At 46.8% G+C, this 14,526-nt stretch carries 12 protein-coding genes; 4 read left to right on the forward strand and 8 right to left on the reverse strand.

The genetic code is table 11. The features are described 5' to 3' along the window. Positions 1-45: 45 nt before the first annotated feature. The 6 genes from BWI93_RS21560 to BWI93_RS21585 form a co-directional block, all read right to left on the reverse strand. Positions 46-3,114, reverse strand: coding sequence for a TAT-variant-translocated molybdopterin oxidoreductase (locus BWI93_RS21560; RefSeq protein ID WP_094815124.1), 3,069 nt, complete (start codon positions 3,112-3,114; stop codon positions 46-48). A gap of 58 nt (positions 3,115-3,172) precedes the next feature. Next, complete coding sequence (locus BWI93_RS21565) at positions 3,173-4,402, reverse strand: cytochrome c3 family protein (RefSeq protein ID WP_094815125.1); 1,230 nt, start codon at positions 4,400-4,402, stop codon at positions 3,173-3,175. 367 nt (positions 4,403-4,769) lie between these two features. Beyond that, positions 4,770-5,195, reverse strand: a complete 426-nt coding sequence (locus tag BWI93_RS21570; protein ID WP_094815126.1) for a Fur family transcriptional regulator — start codon at positions 5,193-5,195, stop codon at positions 4,770-4,772. Between the two features lie 48 nt (positions 5,196-5,243). Further along, entirely contained in the window at positions 5,244-7,061 is a 1,818-nt protein-coding gene (locus BWI93_RS21575) for an ABC transporter ATP-binding protein (RefSeq protein WP_094815127.1), read from the reverse strand. An 87-nt stretch (positions 7,062-7,148) separates the two neighbouring features. Then, on the reverse strand, positions 7,149-7,592 hold the full coding sequence (locus BWI93_RS21580) for a hypothetical protein (protein ID WP_094815128.1): 444 nt from the start codon (positions 7,590-7,592) through the stop codon (positions 7,149-7,151). A gap of 63 nt (positions 7,593-7,655) precedes the next feature. Then, positions 7,656-8,681: a hypothetical protein gene (locus tag BWI93_RS21585; protein ID WP_094815129.1), complete on the reverse strand. Its 1,026-nt coding sequence runs from the start codon at positions 8,679-8,681 to the stop codon at positions 7,656-7,658. On the opposite strand from BWI93_RS21585, the gene BWI93_RS21590 reads away from it, so the two are divergent. The 3 genes from BWI93_RS21590 (at position 8,680) to BWI93_RS21600 (ending at position 11,471) form a co-directional block, all read left to right on the forward strand. After that, entirely contained in the window at positions 8,680-9,444 is a 765-nt protein-coding gene (locus tag BWI93_RS21590) for a porin family protein (protein ID WP_094815130.1), read from the forward strand. The genes BWI93_RS21585 and BWI93_RS21590 overlap by 2 nt on opposite strands. A gap of 94 nt (positions 9,445-9,538) precedes the next feature. After that, positions 9,539-10,312: a beta-1,6-N-acetylglucosaminyltransferase gene (locus BWI93_RS21595; protein ID WP_094815131.1), complete on the forward strand. Its 774-nt coding sequence runs from the start codon at positions 9,539-9,541 to the stop codon at positions 10,310-10,312. A 229-nt stretch (positions 10,313-10,541) separates the two neighbouring features. Continuing rightward, positions 10,542-11,471, forward strand: a complete 930-nt coding sequence (locus BWI93_RS21600; RefSeq protein ID WP_094815132.1) for a phytanoyl-CoA dioxygenase family protein — start codon at positions 10,542-10,544, stop codon at positions 11,469-11,471. 38 nt (positions 11,472-11,509) lie between these two features. On the opposite strand, the gene BWI93_RS21605 is transcribed toward BWI93_RS21600, so the two are convergent. Together BWI93_RS21605 and BWI93_RS21610 are read right to left on the reverse strand one after the other, a co-directional pair. Then, the gene (locus BWI93_RS21605) at positions 11,510-12,148 is read right to left on the reverse strand and encodes a response regulator transcription factor (protein ID WP_255157988.1); all 639 of its coding nucleotides are present in this window, start codon (positions 12,146-12,148) and stop codon (positions 11,510-11,512) included. Between the two features lie 20 nt (positions 12,149-12,168). Further along, positions 12,169-13,434 (reverse strand): sensor histidine kinase KdpD, encoded by a 1,266-nt coding sequence (locus BWI93_RS21610; protein WP_094815133.1) that lies wholly within the window; start codon positions 13,432-13,434, stop codon positions 12,169-12,171. A 190-nt stretch (positions 13,435-13,624) separates the two neighbouring features. Between BWI93_RS21610 and BWI93_RS21615 the strand changes: the two genes are divergently transcribed. Further along, entirely contained in the window at positions 13,625-14,299 is a 675-nt protein-coding gene (locus BWI93_RS21615) for a hypothetical protein (RefSeq protein WP_094815134.1), read from the forward strand. Positions 14,300-14,526 lie beyond the last annotated feature (227 nt).

Consider the following 14,526-nt stretch of genomic DNA (forward strand, 5'->3'; position numbering starts at 1 on the left):
TCCCTTCTGACGGGCCGAAACTCGTCAGAAGGGATGAGAAATCGGTTACGCGTGTTCTTTTACTTGCTTATGCTCGTGACCTTCTCCGTGACCCAGCTCTTTTTTGTTGGGAGCTACGGAATCGGCGAAATCTTTGTTACGTACTTTCGTCAGATAGCTGATCTGGGGCAGTACGTTGATTTCTTCCAGCATGGTAAAGGCACGTCCTTCTTTTTCTACCGCCAGCAGTTGAGAAATGTTACTTTCCGGATTGTTCATGTCACCAAAAACAATCGCTCCTGTGGGGCAAGATTGCGAACAAGCCACCTGTACTTCATTCGCGTAAGGTCTGCGACGCTCTTTCTTTGCTGCCAGTTTGGTAGCTTGGATACGTTGTACGCAGAACGAACATTTTTCCATTACCCCACGGCTACGAACCGTAACTTCAGGGTTGATGACCATTTTACCCAGGTCATTGTTGAAGTGGTAAGGGAAACGATCTTCATCAAAATATTTGAACCAGTTAAACCGGCGTACTTTATACGGACAGTTGTTGGCACAGTAACGCGTACCGATACAACGGTTGTAAGTCATTTGGTTCAGACCCTCGTTGCTGTGCGTGGTAGCCAATACCGGACATACCGTTTCGCAGGGAGCATTCGAACAGTGCTGGCACAACATGGGCTGGAATACGACTTCCGGATTCTCAGCCGCTGATTCCAGCGTCTTCAATTCCTGGAATACGCCTTCGTCTTCCGTGGGTTGTACGGATGAATAGTAACGGTCAATGCGAATCCAGTGCATTTCACGACGCATTACTACTTCTTTACGACCGACTACGGGCACGTTGTTTTCCGCCTGGCAACTTACTACGCAGGAACCACAACCTGTACACAGGTTCAGGTCAATGACCATTCCCCAACTGTGATTTTGTTTTTCGTGACCATTCCAGAGGGAAATGTCGCCAGGACTTTTGCTTCCTTCAGAGGTAGCAATTTTCGGTTGGAACCGTCCTGCTTTGACATTCTCCTGGTATTGAGCCAGTACTGTTTCCTGTACGACAGACTCACGAGCCATGACGGTGTTGTGCGTCTGCGTCTGAGCAATACCCCACTTATAGGTTTTACCCGTTGGCGTTACTTTGATTTCAGCACCCGCTGAGTTGATCCAGGGATAGATGTTTTTCCCAACACCATCCGCTGCTTTACCCGCTTTCTGACGACCGTATCCAATCGCGATACCGACCGTATCAACCGTCTGACCGGGTTGGATCAATACTGGAAGTTCGATGGCTTCTTTACCAGCGATTTCCAGCGTTACCATATCATTCTGAGCTACACCCAGTTTATCCGCCGTTTTCTGAGAAATCGCAGCGTAGTTATCCCACGTGGCTTTCGAAATCGGATCGGGGCATTCCTGTAACCAGGGGTTGTTCGCTTGTGAGCCTGTACCCATGGAAACTTTTTCGTACGGCATGAATTCAATAACCGTAGAAGAAGCTTTATACGTACCACTAATCTTACCCAGGGCCGTCAGCAGATCCGTCGTTGCAACCGGAGCCGCAGGGGTAGTTCCTTTACCAGGTTCGAATACCCCTTCGTACAAGGCTTTGTTCCAGGCTTCTTTACTTCCCGTTTTCAGGATGTTAGTAGCCCAGTTTTTCGTCAGAAACTCGTAATAATCAGCGTTTTGTCCAGCCCAGGTTAATAAAGAAGACTGAGCCTGACGTGTACTGAAGATCGTTGAAATCGTCGGTTGGATGATCGAGTAGAAACCGGGTTTGGGTTCCGCATCACCCCATGATTCCAGAAAATGAGAATCAGGAGCCACGTACTGACACAGAGCAGCCGTTTCATCAGCCCGATCCGCAAACGATACGCTTACCTTCGCCCGTGAAAGAGCATCGGCGATTTCTTTACCGCGGGGGCTATCGTATACGGGGTTAGCACCGTAGAAGATTACCGCGTCAACCTGTCCACCTTTCAATTCATTAACGAACGTATTGAAAGCGGCATCGTCACCTTGCTTGTAGTTGCTCGTGCCGGCAATCGTCGTACCGTAGTTACCTAAAACCTTGTTGATTTCAGCTACTACTGTTTGTACGTTCGGATCATTTGAACCTGATACCACTAGAGTCGTACCCGGAGCAGCAGCTTTCAGATCTTTCGCTGCTTTTTCAAGGAATTCGATTTTTACATCAGCCGTGCTGGCAGAACCGCCCACCAGACGCAGCAGCGTAGAAGCTACTAATCCAGATTGAGAAGGTTTCACCCGTCCACGGTAATCAGCATTGGAAGCCGTCAACGTCATCAACGTACTGAAATCGTAGTGACGTGACATTTGCTTATTGCCATTTTTCGCCGAAGAAAGACGACGACCTACGGCCCACTGCTTCGAGAATTCATCCGGAGAAATCCAGCTACCCAGGAAGTCCGCGTCTAAACTTACGATTACTTTCGCTTTGCTGAAATCAAAAGCGGGCAACTGGCCACCGTGTACCTGCGTGAGTCCATATGCCGAATTCGGATCATACGACACGTGTACCGTCGAAGGGTATTTCGCCTTGAACGTTTCGATAACGGCTTTCGTAGTCGGACTTAAAATCGTATTGGATACAATCCGAACATTGCGAGCAGAGGCCAGAGCCGCTACTACTTCTTTATCCAGAGCTTCCCATTCGATTTTCTTGCCACCCTTTTGAGCTTCTTTCAGCTTCTCATTGTCGTACAAACTCAATACGGAAGCCTGCACACGCGTACCGGTTCCGCCTTGAGATACACTTGAATTCGGGTTTCCTTCAATCTTGATGGGTCGTCCTTCGCGGGTTTTCACCAGGATGGCACTATAATCACCTCCATCTACATACGTTGAAGCGTACCAGTTTGCAATACCTGGCTCAACGTCTGAAGGTTTATTTAAGTAAGGAATGACTTTCCGTACCGGAGCCTCGCAGGCAGCCAGCGAAACCGCTGCTACACCAAAGCCCAACATTTTCAGGAAGTCACGACGGTAGGTTCCACCTCCGTCGGTAATGTCTGATGAATCAGCAAATTCGCGATGAGCGTTTTTTACGAACTCGGGATCGTTTCGTAACTCCTCAATTCCTCGCCAGTATCGCTTCGTAGTATTTTCCATTCTCTTAGAAAAACTCGTGTTGGGAAAGGCGGCTTCCAAAGAAAGCCGCCCTGTTATATTAATAGTGGCACTTCGAGCATTCCAGCCCTCCGATGTCAGCCACTTTCATGTCTTTCACACCTTCTTTTTTGTGAATCTCAACCAGTTTGTCGTAGTACTGGTTGTCTTTCGCATTCACACTGGTTTTCCGGTGACAATCGATACACCAGCCCATCGTCAGCGTAGAGCGTTGCTCAATCACTTCCATTTTTTCCACTTCACCGTGGCACTGCTGACATTGCAGACCGCCTACGTTTACGTGTTGAGAGTGATTGAAGTAGGCCAGATCAGGCAGGTTATGCACGCGAATCCACTCGATAGGTTGATCTTTCTCGATAGCCCGGTAAATTTTTTGAATTTCAGGGGAAGAAGTTTTGATAGCGTTGTGGCAGTTCATACAAATATTCGGGGAAGGAATATTTGCCTGCTTACCTTTATTAACGCCGGTATGGCAATAGTTACAGTCAATCTTATACTCGCCTGCGTGTAGCTTGTGCGAGAATGCGATCGGCTGCTTAGGAGCATACCCCTGGTGAATACCAATACCATACATACCATCGATGCTAACCTTACCCGCTAAAAGGACGAATAAAAGCAGAGCTCCTGTACGGAAGGCCGGGCTGTTACCCAGTTTACCCGTGCTTTCTTTCAGACGAGCGAAGAAAGGAATCTTCTGAGCTTCGGGTGAAGAAGGATCTACCGTAGCCAGACGACTCAGTACGGTCAGAATACCGAACAGAGCAATCAGCATCAGAATCATGACTACCAGCAGAGCAACCAGTACCACACCAAAGAAACCGGATGACTGCTCGCCACCACCACTTTGGGCTACTTGTTGCGGAGCACCATCGCCAGTTCCGCCAGTTTTTGCTTCACCACCTTTGTTCTTTTGATCTACATAGGCCAGAATGCTCTTGATGTCGTCGTCGGAAAGACTTCCGAAAGCCGTCATCATGATAGGCTTGTACTGATCGTAAAGTTTAGTGGCTTGTTCATCACCACTGGCCACCATACCGGCCGGGTTCTTAATCCATTTAATCAACCAGGCTTCGTCATGCCGTTCGTTGACACCTTTTAAACCGGGGCCGATTAGCTTATCCGCTCCCACACTGTGACAGGATGCACAGTTGTTGGTGAAGAGCTGTTCGCCTTTTGCGGGATCCTGTGCAAAGCCGGACGTGCTACCCCACAGCGTCAGGACGATAGCTGTTGCGGTCCCGAAGAAGTAGCTAAGTGCTCGTTTGATCATAATACTTTTCAACTTTTATTTTCAGTACGGTATGCCCGTATAGACCCATTCCGGGCTCACAAAACTACAATCGGATCGTTGTTCTTCAAACTCAAGAATTTTCCCGAACGTCAAAACAAGGAGAAAAATATTTATTTAAATTCTTTCTAAATAACCCGAAAAACCTGTGAGTGGCTTTTCATACTTTCCGCACTTCCCATTGACAGTCAATCTTCAGCTTCAAAAAACTATTCTAGCTTCTTATTTGATTATCAATTACTTGCAAGGTTTTAATCAAGCAATTTCTAGCTTATGGCCAACTTATTCTCCGAATAAAACAAATACTCCCGGCTTTTGGCCGGGAGTATTGAGCATACCGTTTAAGAAATTAAGACTTGCAAGCTGGGCAGGTACCCTGTACCAGAAGATTGATTTCCTGACGTTTATATCCTTCGGGTAAATCCAAACTCGGAATTCGGACTTCATCCAGACAAGTCGTTTGTCCACAGTCCAGGCACTTGAAGTGTACGTGGTCATGATGGTGTTCATGATCTTCCGCCTGACAGTCAGATCGACACATGGCGTACTTCACGGTACCTTCATCATCGAGCACTTTATGAATGATTCCCTTATCCAGAAATGTCTTTAATGTTCGGTAAATGGTTACCCGATCAAATCGTTCCTGTAATTCGCTTTCCAGACCTCCGTGCGAAAGGGCAAAATTCTTAGTATAAAACAAATCCAGTACTTCTTCCCGAGCTTCTGTATGGCGAAGGCCATGCTGCTTGAGCGTAATCGGCACGAGTCTATTCATACGAATGTATTAGTAGAGTTTCAAAGACCGGATTTCCAGCCCGAAACGTTAATTCGAATTTACGGCATTTTCAAACTGCAACTTCACGAGTCCGCTGTATAAACCCTCTTCCATCAGCGATAATTCCTCGTGCGTTCCCTGTTCAATGATTTCGCCCTGCTGGAGTACATAAATCTGATCGACGTTGCGAATCGTAGCCAACCGGTGAGCAATGATGATGGTCGTGCGATTTTCCATCAATCGATCCAACGCATCCTGTACGAGTTTTTCTGATTCAGCATCGAGCGAGGAAGTCGCTTCATCCAGAATCAGAATGGCCGGATCTTTCAAAATGGCCCGGGCAATGGCGATCCGTTGCCGCTGTCCACCCGAAAGCTTCACGCCCCGCTCCCCAACGAGGGTGTTAAAACCTTCGGGGAATGAGGTGATGAAATCATAGGCATTGGCCTTCCGGGCTGCATCCACAATTTCCTGGTCCGTAGCTCCGGGACGACCGTACTCGATGTTTTCCCGAATGGTTCCGCCAAACAGCATCACTTCCTGTGGTACAACCGCCATGTGGCTCCGGTAACCTGGAATGGAATACTGCTGAATGGGCTGGCCATCCACCAGGATCTGACCGTTCTGCGGGGTGTAGTAACGCATCAATAACTGTACAATCGTTGATTTACCAGCTCCGGAATAGCCTACCAAAGCAATTTTCTCCCCACGGTGTACCTGTAAGTTGATCTTCTTCAATACCTGAATATCGGGGCGGGACGGATAGTTGAACTCCACGTTCCGGAATTCAATGGTACCTTCCAGATCTACTTTCGTCAGGGCTCCCGTCTGTTCCGTTTCTACTTCCGACTTCTCTTCGAGAATTTCCAGAATCCGTTCCGAGGCACCAATCGTTTTCTGTACCTGGGCGTACATATCGCCTAGTCCACCCACCGATCCACCAATAAAAGCGGTATACAATACAAAGCCGAAAAGATCGGCCATAATCATCTCACCGTTGAGTACCAGCGTTGCTCCGTACCATACTACCCCGATGATTCCACCAAACAGCGTAAAAATCAGAAAGGATACAAACCCACCGCGGTACATGGATGCTTTCAGAGCAATGGCAACGCCCCGGTCCAGAGCCGTTGTATACCGTTTTACTTCCAGGGGCTCGTTTGTAAAGGCTTTTACGATATTAATGGATTGTAACGTTTCCTCAACCACTACATTCGCCGCCGCCAATTGATCCTGAGCCTGCTTGGACATCTTACGAATGAACTTGCCAAAGACCATCGCCGCTACAATCAGAATGGGGAACGTCGCCAGCATGAATAAGGTAAGCTTCCAGGAAATCGTAACAATAATAAAGATACCGATCACCAGCGTGGCTACACCCCGCAGTAATTCAGCCAGTGTAATGGTTAGTACATCCTGCAACTGCGAAACATCGGAAGTCATGCGACTCATCAACTCCCCTACCCGACGCTGTTCGAAGAAACGAATGGGTAAGGTAACCACCTTCGAGTACAGATTCTTGCGTACATCAGCCATTGATCGCTCACTGACGCGGGTAAAGAAGTAAATACGGGCAAACGAAAAAATCGCCTGTCCTACCAGCACCGCAAACAAAGCCAGCAATACCTGATTGAGCGTAAACTGTGATTTCTTCTCCAGTACTGCCACAATTTCCCGAATCATCAGCGGGAAAGCCATCATTGTCAGCTGCGACAGGGCCAGGAAAATCAATCCAATGATGAACAGGCCCTTGTAGGGCTTGACAAAACGGAATACGTGTAATGTTTTATTTAAACCCGCCCGGTTTACTTTTTTCTTGTCTTCAGCAGCGGGCTCTTCGCCAAAGGAACTTTGCCGTTTAGCCATAAGGAGTAGTGATGCAAAATGCCAGGAACAGCCGAAGCCTCTCAGCAATCTATAGAGTATGTGTAAATGAGACGGTGGTAATCGTTCTTAACGGTTAGTCGCAAAGCGGAGCATGTTTTCCAGCACTGCTACGGGAGCTTTCCCCGTACGCTGTTCCCAGGCGGCCCAGTCGGCCATGAGCGGACGCCGGCCCTGTACCTGAGCAAAAAGCCGTTCAATCAAATCTTTGACGTTTTCACTCGGGATCCAGTAATCTTTTTCGGCATTGTCGGAAGGGTTCAGTCCAAAGCCAGGGTGTTCGGATAAATACCAACCTAATTCTGAGTACAGTTTTCGAACCAGCGATTCATCGTAACCCCGATTCACCAGGTCCTGTATAAAAGAAGCCTCATCTAGTGACGGGCGTTCGGCCGTTAACTTTTTCAGGCGACCTTCCCGCATGGACTCTCCCTGCGAAAGCGTAACGATAAAGAAGACAATACCGCCCAGTCCTAATAATACAACAAAAGCAAAAACAAACAGTATAACCATACATGTGGCTACTCATCCTTTCTGATGGAATAAATAGCTTTATTGGATAAGGTAAAAAAAAATTTATTGTTCCGTCTGGCCCCGGTATTTCGAAGCTTCCAGGATTTGCCGGGCGTTTGTATTCGTCATGAGTTCCTTCAGAGAAACGTCCGGGTTATTATCCTGATAATAGCGAACGATTTTCCAGCCCAGCCAACGCCCGATACTGCCCGGGCAACGCGGCCCAATCTCCGGCGTTTGCGGGCGATCACCCAGGTAGCGGATTTTCTTATTTGGGTTGGTCTCGTACAAAAGTTTTTCGTCGATAAAATGTCCCCATACCAAATCCTGAGCTATTTCAGTTTCTGCGAGTTGCTTCCCAGTATACCCAATCAGCAAACTATCGGGCGTCTGGGGAAGCATTGTTTGAGCAAACAAGTATCCTTTTCCGTAGTTAATCATTTCTGCGAGCAGCGTACGGTCCTTTGGATCACTCTTTACGTAAGGTTCTGAAGCAATAAACAACATTTGTGGGACCAGAGCCTGGGGCGTGTATCGCCAGAGCTGGTAAGCGTATACGTCAGGCCGATACTTGGCTTTAGAACCCATGAAGTAATCAATGCCAATGACCAGTACGCTGTCACTGACCATCAGATCGGGGCCCATAAAACCGGTAAAAACCAGTTGCACGCGTGGCGTTCGGAACCTGGGATCGTAAGCCTTCATGTTCCGGAAAGCGGTACGCAGATCGGCCTGTAGGGGCTGGAAGTTTTGAAAACTTTCCTGAGCCTGTTTATAAAATTCCCGTAGGCTTGGTTCGTTTACTCTCCGGTGCAGTTCGGTAACGAGCTGATTACGATCCTGGAACTCATTTTTCGGGAAATAGTTGTTTACAAAACCGGGATGCGTATCCAGCCAGTGCTTGACCTCTTCCCTGGAAGAGCAGGCAAAAAGTGAAGAATCCAGCCGTTCGATCGCTAAATGAATCTGGATGGTATCGGCTCCGGGCAGCGTTTTTAGCGTATGCTGACCTGACTCTGTAGACGACTCGCACGCGGCAAAAGTACCCAAGATTCCAGCCAAGAAGCTGATAATCAAAATTTTTCTCATGAAAAAGACCTTCAAAAAATCGAGCAAAATTACGCAAAAAAATCTCCTGTTGGGGCTTTTCTTCACTCTTTCCTTTACAGCCACCGCTCAGTACCGCCCGGTTCGGGAAAAGTATCGCGAAGATCGGGGCCTGGTTCGGTATCGTCCCACAGGGGTACAAATGGGTTTTAAAGTTTCCCCATTCATCAGTGGTCACCGCATTGAAAGTGCCGGTGAATACAGCTCCTTTGATAATAACGGAGCAGGCGTTCGGCTCAGTCTAGGACCCATCGCTGATTTCTTTTTTACCGATAAATACGCCTTTAGTACGGGCTTGTGGTATACGGTGAAACGGGTGAATGTACGTAATTCGGCGACGTTCTTAAGTAATCTGACCCCACCAGGCTCGGCGACGACCTCTCAGTTTAACCTCCAGTATTTACAGCTTCCGGTTACGTTCAAGTTGCTGACCAATGAAGTAGCCGACCGCCTCCGTCTGTTTGTACAGTTTGGGGGCGTAGCGGATCTAAAACTGTCAGAAAAGCCCATCAATCGTCCCTTAAATGCGTTGTTTCTTTATAATGACTCGAAAGATCGGAGCCGGTCTTTTGGTTTTGGAGACGTGAATTTACTGCTGGCTGGTGGCGGTGAATATGCGTTAAGTGGCAGTGATGCTCTGGTATTTGGATTGAGCTATCAAAGAGGACTGGTTAATCTTTATCGGGATCGTGATTTGTCCATCAAAAGCAACTGCTTTTTTCTGGATTTAGCATATAAGTTTTAAATACTATTTTAGAAATAACAATAAATTAATAAATCATACATTAGTTTAATTTCTGTTTTAATCTTACAAATTTTAAACACCAAGCGTCAATGTAATGTATGAGCTTGGTGTTTTTAAACTTATCCCTAACTTAGCTCCCGAATCCACACTTCCTATTTATTCCGCAATGGCTACGTCTAGCTGTACGTACTTGATATTTGCCCATAAAAACCCTGAACAACTCAAACGCCTCGTTGAACGATTACAAGCTGATTACTGTAATTTTTTAATTTCGATTGATAAAAGTGTTGATCGTACTGCTTTTGAAAAAGCCGTATCCAGTTTTCCCAATGTTAATTTTGTTCAGGAGCGTTATGTCAGTCAATGGGGCTCTTATGCCTTTATAAAGTCAAATTTGGCTGGTATTAAGCAATGGCTTGAGACAAATCCTGAAACGCATCGAATTGTCTTGTTAAGTGCTCAGGACTACCCATTAGTTAGCAATGACGTGCTGAGGAAATTCTGGTTTGAACACCCGGAAATGAATTTTCTGAGTTACTATTCTTTCGAACAACCGCACTTACAACAGCACCTGAGCCGGTACAATCGCTATTACTTTTTTTTAACGAAGAAGTTAATTATCAAATATCCAAGCGATGGGCAGACCTTACTAAACCGAGTAAAAGATACTGTTTTAAAAGCCAGCGGTCAATTTCCATTACCGAATAGCAATCCCTTAGGCTATCCTCTCTATTTTGGCTCAAATTGGGTTCGCTTAACTCGTAAAACCTGCCTTTATCTGATTGATTTTTGTAAAAAAATCCGGCTATGGAAAAATACTTTTCCTATGCTTTATGTCCAGACGAGGCATTTTACCAAACTATCCTAGTTAATGCTCCGGCTGATTTAATTGACCCCATTAGTAATACAAACCTAACTTATACACATTGGAATCGACCCCTTGAAAAGTACGGACATCCACTGGATGAGCGTGATTTCGAAGCGTTGATTCAATCTGAATTATTGTTTGCCCGCAAGTTTGAATTCCCTGCCAGTGTACCCCTGATGAACCGAATTGACCAGTCCATTTAAATACCTACACCTTAATATCACTCTCTATGAATCAAGAAGTTTACCCAATGAATCTTCCTTGGATTGATTCTCCTTTTTTTGAATTGGATCTTGAGCAATCGAATCTGGACGAAACAACAAAAGCACAGGTCAGGCATTTCGCCGAAAAGGGCTATCTTATTCTGGATACAGATTTACCTGAAAGCACCTTTGATCGCATCATTGAATTACTGCAACCGCACTATACTTCTCCCCGCCTACAGGATGCTTGGAATATCACACCGTTGGTGAAAGATATAGCGGGCTGTCCGAAGATTCTGGATATGTTGCGAATCTTGTATCGTCGGGAGCCTTTCCCTTTTCAAACCCTAAATTTTCGGGTAGGATCTCAGCAAAAGACGCACAGTGATGCCATTCATTTCCATTCCATACCCGAACGTTTCATGTGTGGCGTTTGGGTAGCTTTAGAAGATATTGATGAAACAAACGGGCCGCTTCATTACTATCCGGGTAGCCAGAAACTTCCCTATTATGACATGGCGGATGTAGGCTTACAAGGTTCTAAAGACGTGAATCAATACGATCAATATTTAGAATATGAAAAGTTTATCCATAAGTTGATTGCTGCTACCGGCCATAAAAAAGAAGTTTTTAAAGTAAAGAAAGGCCAGGCACTTATTTGGGCGGCTACCTTATTACACGGCGGTGAACCTATTTTAAGAGAAGGAGCTTCCCGCCACAGTCAGGTTACCCACTACTACTTTAATGACTGCATCTATTATTCGCCCATCTGGTCGGACGTAGCCATCGATAAAATGTATATGCGAAGACCTACCAATATTCTGACGGGGCAGATTGTAGAAAATCGTTATTTAGGAGACACTCTGGTAGGCCGCACCGGATTGAGCCCTTTCACCGATTACAAAAATTCCATTGAAGGGCTGGTGCGAAATATCAAGCGAAAGTTGAATCGCTAATACTTAAACTTCCAGCCGAAACCCTACGCCGTGCACACTTACCAGGCGTAGGGTTTATCCTGACTCAGGTATTTACGTAAGCGGCTCACGAAAACGTCGAGACTGCGACCCAGGAAGTAATCACTCTTACCCCAGAGCCGAACCAGAATTTCATCCCGGGGAATAATTTCATTGGCTCGTCCAGCCAGCATCTTTAGCAAATCCGTTTCGCGAGCGGTCAGATTGATGGAAAAGTCGCCGCAGGACAGGCGTCGGTTTCGGGTATCGAGCTGATAGGCCCCAAAGTTCAGCAGGTAGCTTTCGGGGGTTCGCACTTCCATCCGCCGTAGAATAGCCTCCATTCGTAAGACCAGCTCTTCCATACTGAAAGGCTTGGTCAGGTAATCATCACCGCCCAGTTTAAACCCACGAATGCGATCTTCTTTCAATGAACGGGCCGTCAGGAAAATAATGGGAACCTGACTCCCACTGGCTCGAATCTGTTCGGCCAGGGAAAAGCCATCCAGCTCGGGAAGCATGACATCCAGTAGGCAAACGTCGTACGTACCCGCCGTAAAAGCTGCGAGTCCGGCTTTGCCATCCGTTTGCAGGTCTACTTCGTAGCCTTCCTGAACCAGATTGTCCTGTACCACAAAGCCCAGTGTTTCATCATCTTCTACCAGTAACACCCGTACCATTCGTTGCTGCCATTGATTCCCTATCCAATCAGCGGATAGATTAAAGTAAAGCGACTTCCCTGCCCGGCTTCGCTGTCTACCCGTACCTTTCCGTCCATGGCTTCCGTCATGGTTTTTACATAATACAGACCCAGGCCGAAGCCTTTGACGTTGTGTACGTTGCCGGTAGGCACGCGAAAGAATTTGTCGAACAGGCGGGTCTGGTATTCTTTGGGAATACCAATCCCCTGGTCTTCAATTTCAATGTACAGGTGTTGCTTTTCGTTGCGGGTACGAATCAGCAATGCCGGAGCCTGAGCGGAGTATTTAATCGCGTTGTCGAGCAAATTATGCAGGGTATTGGTAAAATGAAGCACATCCACCCGAATTTGCGTTTGCGTGGCTTCCAGAGCCACAGTAAGCGTCCCCTGTTCAGCCTGAATACGGGGTTCCAATCGTTCCAGTAACTCGTGTAAGGTGGTGTGAACTTCTACCCTTTCCAGATGCAGGCTTTGTTGCTGACTCTGAGCCGTCTGTAACACCGTATCTACCTGCTGTTTCAAACGCAGTGCTTCCTTTCGAATGATGCCCGCGTAACTGGCCAGCCGCTCGCTGGTCTGGTTGGGCCGGGACAATACATCGGTCGAAATCAAGATCGTCGAAAGGGGCGTTTTGAATTCGTGCGTCAGGTTATTGACAAAATCGGTCTGTAATTCCGATAGTCTCTTCTGTTTGAAAATAACGTATAAAGCATAACTGAAAAAGAGAATAACCAGCAGAACGGCGATGGATGAAATCGTCCAGAGTTTAAGCTCATCCAGTACATATCCCCGCTTCTCGGGAAAGTAAACGCCGAAGTAGTAATTCTGACCGGATACTTTAGGAAAGGAAAACTTAGCCGCTTTCGTAGCGTCGCAATTGGGGGTATGGCACACAAATCCGCCATACTGAATCTGGCTTTGTTCGCAGTCGTAGATGCCGTATTCAAAGTTGGCTTTCAGATCGTGCCGGGAAAACTCCTGTCGCAGAAAGACCTCCAGAGCGGAAGGGTCCATCTGATCGTTGATCTGTACGGTGTAATAGTTAGCCGTTACCCGTTCCACTGGGCGAATCGGCAGAGCATTCGGTCGATTGTTATAGTCGATCATCCGGCGACACACCACGCGTAAAGCTGTCGTCACCCGCTGGTCAAAGTCACGGTCTTCCAGCTGATACGCCTTCCGAAACCAGTAAAACTGCACCAGAGCCAGTCCGAGCAGCAATAGCACGGATAACAGGGTGAATATGCGAAGCGTACGACTAGACATAGGACAAAAGTAACACGGAATCCGTCAGGCTTTTGAACCTTAACATTTCATTAACGTCTTCAGTACCGGATCATTGGATATGGATTCAACCGAATTCTTTCCGCAAAAACTACGCCCTCCTGTTTCCCTAGCCTTCGATTGTGCGACTAATCGGTCAGTTTAACCTTCAATCCTTAATTTCCGTTTTATCATGAAAAAACTGCATTACGCCGTAATCGCTGCTCTACTCAGTCTGACGCTAAGCTGTAAAAAAGAAGAGGAAGTCGGGAAGGGTTTCTCCGAAAACATCCAGAATCTGGTTTCAAAAGAAATGATCGATGAGCTTCGAAGCCGGGGCCTGAATCTCAACGAGGGTACCACCCCTCCCGTTATTGAAGGAATTTACCTTTCCTCCCCGCACGAATTGGTAAGTCCGTACGGGGAGGAGGATTCCTACGAAACCGGGTACGAATTTGAAGACCTGAAAATCCGGTTTTCAAACCAGGATCAGGAAAATCTCAGCGTAAAAGTTGACCTGAAAGGCAGTACGAATGGCTCGGGGCAAGGGGCTTTTCTGGCGGGTTCCGGAAATAAGTTTACGCTCTTTTCTGAAATCGTTAGCCACTCAGAGGACGGCGACGAAGATCCGTATACGGCTACGCAAATCCGGATTTTTTCGGGTGAATTAACGGATAAAGGTATTAAAAATCTACAAACTGCCCTGATCATGAAAGCCAAAACGGACCCTAATGATGTGCTTATTCCGGTGGGTTCGGGGCGTATTATTAAAGATGGCGATGGACTGGCCGCGAAAACCAATAGTTTCCGGATGGCTGCTCCTGAAAATTCCACACCCCATAAATTAAAGGCTGATCTTCAAAAGTAAACCTTGGTTAGCAAGAACATACGGCGATCAGAAGTCTTCACAAAAAATTAAAACTGAGTTTTTTGGAAATGTAAAAAAACAGCAATCTTTGCCTCCGCAATGCAAAAAATCGCTCAAGCATACCGTTTCGAAATGTCCCAACGTCAAAGTCTGGCCCCAGATTTTGGACGGAAGGATCGTGACGGTTCCGGGCGAATGAGCTAGCAACTCAACGGATGACTTAGGCC

Origin of the sequence: Siphonobacter sp. BAB-5385, from assembly GCF_002261125.1 — a bacterium.
Taxonomy (GTDB): domain Bacteria; phylum Bacteroidota; class Bacteroidia; order Cytophagales; family Spirosomataceae; genus Siphonobacter.